The following is an 8325-nucleotide window of genomic DNA, read 5'->3' as shown; positions in this document are numbered from 1 at the left end:
GAAGAGTTCGACCGTGCTAAGGGCATGGTCGGCGCGCCCTTCCTGAGCGTTTTCAGGCGGACCTTTACGTCTCAACGCAGCCTTCAGGTGCGCCGCGTCTGAGCTTTTAGCGCGGAATGATTTCTACTGGAATCGTTCCGCTCAAGCCGCCATTGAGGCGGCGGCCAAGGTGGCGCAAGCCACCGCCCGGCGAGGGGCTAAACAAAAATCCAGATCATTATGTTTCTACCAGAAATCATAATGATCTAGAACCAAGTATCAACAGTGAGGGGAGGGAATAATGTTCACGAGGCGCATGGCCTGCACAGGTGTTTTGAGTGCGGCGATATGGCCGGGGATGGCTTCGGCTCAGGAGCGGGTCGTTCGCGTTCCCTTCACCCGTTCAAAATCTTTGATGCCGGTGGTGGCGGTGACGCTCAATGGCAAGGGGCCTTATCAGTTCGTCATCGACACCGGGGCCAGCGCCACCATTGTTCGCCAGTCTCTGGTGAAAGAGCTGGGCCTGCGCCGCGACGGTGAGGCGCGCGGCAGCAGCCTGAGCGGGACGGAGGTGCTGAGCCGCCATGTTGCGACAGGGGTCGTGATCGGCGGCAAGCTCAGGGTCGGGGAGCTGAGCGTCTATGCGTCCGAAGGCTTCGAAAAGCAGGGCTTTGACGGGCTTCTGACCGCCAATATTCTGACGCGCTTGCCGTGTCAGCTTGACTATCGGGCGGGCGAGGTACGCTATTATCTGGACGCTGCCCAGCCCATGCCGCTGGACGGCTTCGGCGAAATCCACGCCAGCTACATTACCGAGCGCGGCATTGATGCCGATAAGATCACCGTCAGTATCGGCTTTGCCGGACACAGCGTGGACTGTCTGATGGACACCGGGGCCAGTTCAGCCCTGATGCTGCGCGGCGACTATGTGCGCGATCATAATCTGTGGGACAAGTACCCGCTGATTGGCGAAGGTCAGTTGCGCGGCGTCAACGGCAAGGCGCTGAAAACCCGCCTTGTGGAGGTGAAGGATGTTCAGGTGGCTGGTCTGTGGGTACCACGCATGGCCGTAGCGCTGGGCGATCCTGAGGACCGCGAGGGCTATAACGTCCGCGCGCCCTTTCAGGGGATATTGGGTGCCCCGTTCCTCAGTGCCTTTCAACTGGCTTTCCAGCCCAAATCTGCGGTGCATATCAAGGCAAGTGGGGGTTTCGCGGCTCTGGCCCCGCCGGAAAAGCACGTCTCCAACCTGCCGCAAACCACACCAGACCGACCGGTCATTCCGTTCCGTCTTGGGGAAGACCGCCGCTTTAATTTTGTGGCGGAGATCGACGGCAAACCCCTCACCGGCCTGTTAAATCTGGGGGATGGCACCAGTTCGATCGGCGCGGAGACGGCGGCGAAATTCGGATTGAGCAAACTGGCGGGCGGCTATGACGGGTCCGAACTTAGCTTTGGGGTGTCAGACGGCCGGGCTTGACCTTCCGGACGGCAAAGCAGCCTAAACAGGGCCTGTATCTGGGGGCGGATTTCGTGCGGATGACCCCGTGCCGGCTCGACCTCGATAACAAGTATATGATGTGCTACCTGAAAGGCGCACCTGAGACGACAGGCTATGACCGCCTTCCGGCGCAATGGCTGGCTGACGGTACGCTGGTGATCTCCGGGTCGTTGATGGGTAAGGCCATGCGCTTCCGGCTGGATACAGCCTGGGGCTATGGCTTGATCCTGTCATCAGAAGCGGTGAAGGCGCATGATCTGTGGGACGCCTTCCCCAAGGCGGAAAACCGTCTGAGTGGTGACGGCAAGGGCGGCATGAAAAAGATTCGCTATACCGGTGCGCCGCGCCTTGATTTTGGTCCCTATCGCATTGATCCGGCCCCTCTGACGCTCAACGATCCGACGGGGGGCGGCGAAGAGGGGTATGACGGCGTCGATGGCGTTATCGGCATCGGCGTCTTATGGCGCTTCAACATGATCTTTGCGCATGACGAGGTGTGGTTCAAACCCAATCAGCGCTTTGGTTACAGTCCGACCAGCCTGCCGGCTAAGCCAGCAGAATAAGGCCTATAATAAAATCCATAATAAAACCCCCGGCGTCTATGCGCCGGGGGTTTCTGCCAATCTGTTCGGTCTTTTGGCTCTGCCTATGCTTAACTCTCAGCCGAGGCCATCATCGCCTTTTGCAGCTTTTCAAAGGCGCGGACTTCGATCTGACGCACCCGCTCGCGCGACACACCAAAGCGGTCGGCCAGGTCTTCGAGCGTCGTCGGGTTTTCCTGAAGGCGGCGCGCCGTCAGGATGGCGCGTTCGCGTTCGTTCAGTTCGCCCATCGCCTCTTCGAGCAGGCTCATGCGCAGCTTGTACTCTTCTGAGTCGGCCAGCACGGTTTCCTGCGACGGCGTGGTGTCGTCGGCCAGCCAGTCCTGCCATTCCGAATCGCCTTCCGAGGCGCGCAGCGGCGCATTGAGCGACGAATCGGGCGAGGACATGCGGCGGTTCATGCTGATCACGTCGTCTTCGGAGACGCCCAGCTTGGTGGCGATCTGCGCGACCTGTTCGTGGCGCATGTCGCCGTCTTCGAGGGCGCTGATTTCGGACTTCACCTTGCGCAGGTTGAAGAACAGCTTCTTCTGCGCGGCGGTGGTGCCCATCTTGACCAGCGACCACGAGCGCAGGACGTATTCCTGAATGGCGGCCTTGATCCACCACATGGCGTAGGTAGCCAGACGGAAGCCCTTGTCCGGGTCGAACTTCTTGACCGCCTGCATCAGGCCGACATTGCCTTCGGAAATGACTTCGCCGATCGGCAGGCCGTAACCGCGATAGCCCATGGCGATCTTGGCCACCAGACGCAGGTGCGAGGTGACGAGCTTATGCGCCGCCTTGGGGTCGGCGTGTTCGGCCCAGCGCTTGGCCAGCATGAATTCCTCATCCTTGGCCAGCATCGGGAACTTGCGGATTTCCGACAGATAGCGGTTCAGGCCACCGTCCGGTGACAATACCGACGGGTTGGGCATGCTGAGGGCATTCGAGGTCAGCGCGCTGGTGCTCATTGTAGCGTCCCCTTCGGACCCGTCGAAGGGTCCAGAATTTGATCCTGAATTGGTGTCCGGCATCGGCGCATCCCCCTGAGACGACAGCCGGTGGCTGCGCGTGTAGGACCGGCTTTTGTCTTCCTTTTCCATGTAGGTGCTCCGGCGGGGAAAAAAAGACCCAGGATGAAAATTATTTTATGCGGACTGGTTCAAAAATGAATCTACAGCAATTTCAAAGCGCTCAGAAGGTCTGCCATATCCGCAGGCAGGGGGGCTTCAAAGGCGAGACGCTCGCCCGTGATCGGGTGGACGAAGCCCAGATGCGCGGCGTGCAGGGCCTGACGCGCGAAAACCTGGATTTTGAGGGCCTCGGCCACGGCCTTGTGCGGCGCACCCGAACCATAGACCGGATCGCCCAGACAGGGACAGCCCAGATAGGCCATGTGCACGCGAATTTGATGGGTGCGTCCGGTTTCGAGCGTGCAGCGCACGCGGGCCGCGACGGGCTTGTCGCCGCCGAAGCTTTCCAGTGTGCGGTAGTGGGTGATGGCTTCGCGCCCGCCGCTTTTCAGCACGGCCATCTTTTTGCGGTCGTGGGGCGAGCGGCCGATGCGCGTGGTGACCGTGCCTGAGGCGGTTTTCGGCGCGCCGCGCACCAATGCCTCATAGGCGCGGTCGATATCGTGGCGCGAAAACAGCTCACTCAGGCCGCGATGGGCGGCGTCGGACTTGGCCGCCACCATGACGCCGGAGGTGTCCTTGTCGAGGCGATGGACGATGCCGGGGCGCAGGACGCCACCGATGCCCGACAGCGATTCGCCACAGTGGAACAGCAGGGCATTGACCAGAGTCCCATCCGCCGTGCCGGGAGCCGGGTGGGCGGCCATGCCGGCGGGCTTGTTGACCACGATCAGGTGGGCGTCCTCATACAACACCTCCAGCGGCAGGTTCTGCGCTTCGGGAATCGCCGAGACGGGAGCGGGGACGAACAGGCGGTAAAGGCCGGCCCTGGCCTTATGCTTGCCATCGGCGAGGGTCTGGCCGTCGTGGCTCAGGTGCCCGTCGCTGATCAGGGCCTGAAGACGGGCGCGCGACAGGTCGGGCAGGAGCGGCAACAGCGCGCGATCAAGCCTGTCCCCGGCCATCTCCGCCGTCAGCACAAGGTCGTGCGTCTCGCCATCGCTGGCCAGCGGCAGATCATCATCAATGTCGTCGTCAGGGGTCATGAATGCCTTCTCTCCCCGTTTTAGAGGGAGAGGGGATAAAAACAGGCCGAAAATCGGGCGTATTACCGGTCGTCCCTAACCAAAGCAATACGCACATACCCCCATGCCTGTATCTGTTTCAGTACAGCCATAAAGTCATCATAGGGCGTTTGGGGCGATACGGCCAACAGTATCCGGGTTTGCCTGGTTGCAGCGGTGCCTTGCTGGGTCGCCAGAACCGTTCTCAAATCACCGATGGCAACGTCTTGATCATCAACGCGGACAGTCTTTGCGTCAACGACTCTGACCACGATGGTGACGTCAATGGCCACGGCAGCAGGCGGGTCAGTCCGGGCGGTAGCGACGGGCGGATGCAAAAACGCCACGGCTATCGAGGCGATGACCGTGGCGTTTTTGTATGTCATCTGACAGGTGTCGCTTACGACAGGTCTTCGTTGATCAGAGCGACCTTGAAGTAGCCATTGTCCTGAAGCGTGTTCAGCACCGACATGAAGTCGTTATATTCGATGTCGGCATCGCCACGCACCAGAACGCGTTCTTCGGTGGGGTTGGCCGATTCCAGAGCCACGGCCAGATCAGCCGGCAGGGTTGCCAGCGAGGTCTTCTTGGCACCGATATAGATATCGTCCGTGCCCTGGATCGAGATAAAGACGGGATCTTTCGGCTTATCAAGGGGCTTATCGCTCGGAATCGGGGGCGGCATGTCGAGCTTGATCGACACGGTGGCCATCGGCGCGGACACCATGAAGATGATCAGCAGCACGAGCATGATGTCAACGAACGGCGTGACGTTGATGTCGGAATTCTGTTCGACGTTATAGCGAGAACCGCCGCCGCCACCGAGCTTAGCGCCCATGATGTAACTCCCGTAAGACCCTCTGAGCCACCCGTCGGGAGGCATGAGGCATTAAACAACCGCCCGCCGGAAAGCAGGCGCAAATTTCAGGAACCGATTTAGGACAAAGCTCGCGCAAATGTAAAGGGGTTCGTTCACGCGGGATTACAATTTCTTCATGACGCTTTTGCGACCGTATCGCTTCAAACGCGAACGCCCGGCGATCTTGTGACCGCCGGGCGTCAAAAGCGTAACGGATCAGTCAGATCAGGCCTGACAGAAGCGCATGAAGCGGTCCTGAAGCGCCAGATCGGTCTTGAACACGCCGGTGAAGCGGGTGGTGACCGTGGTGACGTTCTTGTGGTGGACGCCTCTGGTCGTCATGCACTGATGCTCGGCGTCGATCAGCACGGCGACGCCCAGCGGGGCCAGCGACTGCTCGATGGCGTCGGCGATCTGCTTGGTCAGGGTTTCCTGCGTTTGCAGGCGCTTGGAGAAGATTTCGACAACGCGTGCGATCTTGGAGATACCCACCACCTTGGCAGTCGGCATGTAGGCGACATAGGCCTTGCCGAGGAACGACGCCATGTGGTGTTCGCAGTGCGATTCGACGTCGATGTGGCGCAGCATGACCATGTCGTCATAGCCCTGCACATCCTCAAAGGTGCGTGACAGCTCTTTGGCCGGGTCGGCCTGATAGCCGGAGAACCACTCGTCATAAGCTTCGACCACGCGCTTGGGCGTGTCGATCAGGCCTTCGCGCGTGGGATCGTCGCCGGCCCAGGCCAGCAGCGTGCGCACGGCGGCCATGGCCTCTTCTTTCGACGGACGCTCGACATTGAGGATTTCGCTAAAGCCCTTGCTACGCGTCTGGGCCAGATTTTGAGACAGGGCTTGAGTCAGCGGGTCTTCGCTGTGCGGGCGGGAATTCGGGTCGAGGCTGTCCATACTTATATATCTCCGGAGGGCCGAGTGGCGCCGGGACGACGGTCCCGGAATGACGCGTGGCATCCCTCTGCCGGGGTCACAAACATAAGACCCCTTGAAAGTTTGCAGGTGGTTTACGATCCTGCGCAGGAATTGGATTGTCTTCGATTTAATCGCTTGGAAGCCAACCCTTGCCGCGTCTATATGGGGCAAACTTCACGGAGTTCAACAGAAATCGTCATGAAACTGCGACTCAGCGACACGCTTAAACGCCAGAAGGTGGACTTTGTTCCGAAAAATCCGCAGCGCGTGACGATGTATGTCTGTGGACCGACGGTCTATAACTACGCCCATATCGGCAATGCGCGTCCGGTGGTGGTGTTCGATGTGCTGTTCCGTCTGCTGCGCCATTTGTACGGCGAAGAAGCGGTCATCTATGCCCGCAACATCACCGACGTGGATGACAAGATCAACCAGAAGGCTATGGCCGAAGGGGTTGATATCGATGTCATCACCTCGAAATTCGCTGACATCTATAATGCCGACATGCGGGCGCTCAACGCGCTGGAGCCGACGATCCAGCCGCGTGTGACGCAGAATATGAACGCCATCGTGGCGCAGATTGCCGCCCTGATCCGCAATGGTCACGCCTATGCGGCCGAAGGTCATGTGCTGTTCGATGTCGAAAGCTATAAGGGCTATGGGGCGCTCTCCAACCGCTCGCTGGATGACATGATCGCCGGGGCGCGGGTCGAGGTCGCCCCTTATAAGAAGAACCCGCAGGACTTTGTGCTGTGGAAGCCCTCCAAGCCGGGTGAGCCGAAATGGCCGTCGCCGTGGGGGGAGGGGCGTCCGGGCTGGCACATCGAATGCTCGGCCATGATCGAGGCCAATCTGGGCCTGCCTATCGACATTCACGGCGGCGGGCACGACCTGATCTTCCCGCACCACGAAAACGAGATCGCGCAGGGGGTTTGCGCGCAACACGGCCATAGCCATCAGGAAGAGAGCTACGCCCGCTACTGGATGCACAATGGCTTCCTGACCATGTACGCCGAAAAGATGTCCAAGTCGCTGGGCAATGTGTTGCTGGTGCACGACCTGATTAAGGAGTTTCCGGGCGAGGTGATCCGTCTGGCCCTGCTGTCGGCCCATTATCGCGCGCCGCTGGACTGGAACAACGATCTGCTGGTGCAGACGCGTAAGCGTCTCGACGGGCTTTACGAAGCCCTGCGTAAGGCGGCGGATGTGCCAGTGGTTGAGGTCACGGTGCCTGAAGCCGTCATCGAAGCTCTGTGTGATGATCTTTCAACGCCGCGCGTGCTGGCGGAACTGTCGGCACTGGCCACGGCGCTGGAAAAAGCGTCTGAGGCGGACAAACCGCTGGCCAAATCGCAGCTTCTGGCGGCGGGGGCCCTGGTGGGCATTTTGCAGCAGGAGGCCGAAGGCTGGTTCAAGGGCGGGGCCGATGATGACCTGTCGGCCAAGGTCGAGGCCCTTTTGGAAGCGCGCAAAACGGCGCGGGCTGAAAAAAACTGGGCTGAGGCCGATCGTATCCGCAACGAACTGACCGCGCTGAACGTAGAGGTCATGGACGGCCCGGCAGGGGCCACCTGGAAACTAAAGGCTTAAGACATGGCGCTAAAGGTGGAAAAACGTATCGGCATCCAGACCCCGGTCGATACGGTCTATGAGATTCTTCAGGATGTCGAAGGCTGGGTGCAGTGGTCGCCCATCCATAAGGAAGCCAAAGGCAAGCTCGGCTTCGGCGCGCCGGTCAGCTTCATGGAGCACTATGAAGGGCTGGGTGACTGGGAAATCAACGGCTTCGTGTCGGACTGGTCGCCTTTGTCGCACATCCATATCGGCGTGCCGAAGAAGTTTTACGAAGGCTCTCTGATCCGCTTCTATGAACTGAACATCCTGTCGGACACGGCGTGCGACTTTGCCATCGGGGCGCAGTTTTCGGGCTTTCTGTCCGAACGTGAGGGGAAGAAATACCGCTCATACCTGCGCGAAGGCTTTGCCAAATTCGCCGAAGCCTTGAAGGCGAAAGCCGAAGGGACGATATAAGGTTATGCGTCTCTGCTGTGTAGTGGAAGAGGCGGCATACTCAAAAAGCGAAGCGTGAGTATGCTTCGTAGGGATGGGGAGTGGCGAACCGCAATGCCCCCTCCGTCTGTTCACTGCGTTCACAGCCACCTCCCCCGCTGCGCAGGGGAGGAGGAAAGTCAAATGATCGACGAACTCTATTCCCGTGAAATTCTGCGCCGTACCACGCAACTGGCGCATGTCGGGCGGCTGGAGGCCCCCGATGGGG

General features: G+C 59.9%; 9 protein-coding genes. 4 read left to right on the top strand and 5 right to left on the bottom strand.

What is annotated here, in order from left to right; genetic code table 11:
• The first annotated feature begins 280 nt into the window (after positions 1-280).
• Positions 281-1459, top strand: coding sequence for a retroviral-like aspartic protease family protein (locus tag Q0072_RS21710; RefSeq protein ID WP_298334079.1), 1179 nt, complete (start codon positions 281-283; stop codon positions 1457-1459).
• On the top strand, positions 1456-2043 hold the full coding sequence (locus Q0072_RS21705; RefSeq protein WP_298334077.1) for a hypothetical protein: 588 nt from the start codon (positions 1456-1458) through the stop codon (positions 2041-2043). The genes Q0072_RS21710 and Q0072_RS21705 overlap by 4 nt, the downstream gene beginning before the upstream one ends.
• Positions 2044-2132: 89 nt before the next feature.
• On the opposite strand, the gene rpoH is transcribed toward Q0072_RS21705, so the two are convergent.
• The 5 genes from rpoH to folE form a co-directional block, all read right to left on the bottom strand.
• A complete protein-coding gene (gene rpoH, locus Q0072_RS21700; protein ID WP_298334082.1) occupies positions 2133-3035 on the bottom strand; it encodes an RNA polymerase sigma factor RpoH in 903 nt (300 codons plus the stop codon).
• Positions 3036-3238: 203 nt separating this feature from the next.
• Positions 3239-4243, bottom strand: coding sequence for an RluA family pseudouridine synthase (locus Q0072_RS21695; RefSeq protein ID WP_298334074.1), 1005 nt, complete (start codon positions 4241-4243; stop codon positions 3239-3241).
• Positions 4244-4305: 62 nt separating this feature from the next.
• Entirely contained in the window at positions 4306-4647 is a 342-nt protein-coding gene (locus Q0072_RS21690) for a biopolymer transporter ExbD (protein ID WP_298334072.1), read from the bottom strand.
• Positions 4648-4661: 14 nt separating this feature from the next.
• The gene (locus Q0072_RS21685; RefSeq protein ID WP_298334070.1) at positions 4662-5099 is read right to left on the bottom strand and encodes a biopolymer transporter ExbD; all 438 of its coding nucleotides are present in this window, start codon (positions 5097-5099) and stop codon (positions 4662-4664) included.
• A 246-nt stretch (positions 5100-5345) separates the two neighbouring features.
• Positions 5346-6026: a GTP cyclohydrolase I FolE gene (gene folE / locus Q0072_RS21680; protein WP_298334067.1), complete on the bottom strand. Its 681-nt coding sequence runs from the start codon at positions 6024-6026 to the stop codon at positions 5346-5348.
• 219 nt (positions 6027-6245) lie between these two features.
• Between folE and cysS the strand changes: the two genes are divergently transcribed.
• Both cysS and Q0072_RS21670 read left to right on the top strand, forming a co-directional pair.
• Positions 6246-7637 carry a cysteine--tRNA ligase gene (gene cysS, locus Q0072_RS21675; RefSeq protein WP_298334062.1) on the top strand — a complete coding sequence of 464 codons (1392 nt, stop codon included), beginning with the start codon at positions 6246-6248 and terminating at the stop codon, positions 7635-7637.
• Between the two features lie 3 nt (positions 7638-7640).
• Entirely contained in the window at positions 7641-8078 is a 438-nt protein-coding gene (locus tag Q0072_RS21670) for an SRPBCC domain-containing protein (RefSeq protein WP_298334059.1), read from the top strand.
• The last annotated feature ends 247 nt before the right edge of the window (positions 8079-8325 follow it).

Origin of the sequence: Asticcacaulis sp. (assembly GCF_027484505.1) — a bacterium.
Taxonomy (GTDB): Bacteria; Pseudomonadota; Alphaproteobacteria; order Caulobacterales; family Caulobacteraceae; genus Asticcacaulis.
Note: the sequence above shows the minus strand (reverse complement) of the source record. Positions and strands in the feature narration are given on the sequence as shown.